This is a genomic window from Arthrobacter sp. SIMBA_036, from assembly GCF_046535135.1.
Taxonomy (GTDB): Bacteria; Actinomycetota; Actinomycetes; order Actinomycetales; family Micrococcaceae; genus Arthrobacter.
This window is the reverse complement of record NZ_JAWRXG010000277.1, coordinates 1-260: the sequence shown is the minus strand read 5'-3', so window position 1 is coordinate 260 and position 260 is coordinate 1. Positions and strand designations below refer to the sequence as shown.

Annotated in this window: 1 protein-coding gene; it reads right to left on the bottom strand. The window is 54.6% G+C overall.

The window, feature by feature from the left end:
- Positions 1–260 (bottom strand): hypothetical protein (locus tag SB659_RS19880; protein WP_410551663.1); only part of this gene is annotated, 260 nt, incomplete at both ends.

Here is a 260-nt window from a genome sequence, read left to right as displayed (position 1 = left end):
CGTTGCGATTAACCTCTTTTACCACATCGCTCTGAATGATGCCGTCCGGCGCATCGCGGCGTGAATCACCGCCAGTTACACGCGCCGCAATCCCTGCTGGTAAGGGCGCTGCTGTGGTATAGAGCAGATTGCCGTTCGCCAGCCACTGCGCGTCATGATGATGAAAAATATCCTCGTAATGCCACACCACATCGTTTTCAGGGGTGACTTCATAGAAATCTCCGCCATGCCAGAGATCCCATGCCGGATATAGGTTCGCC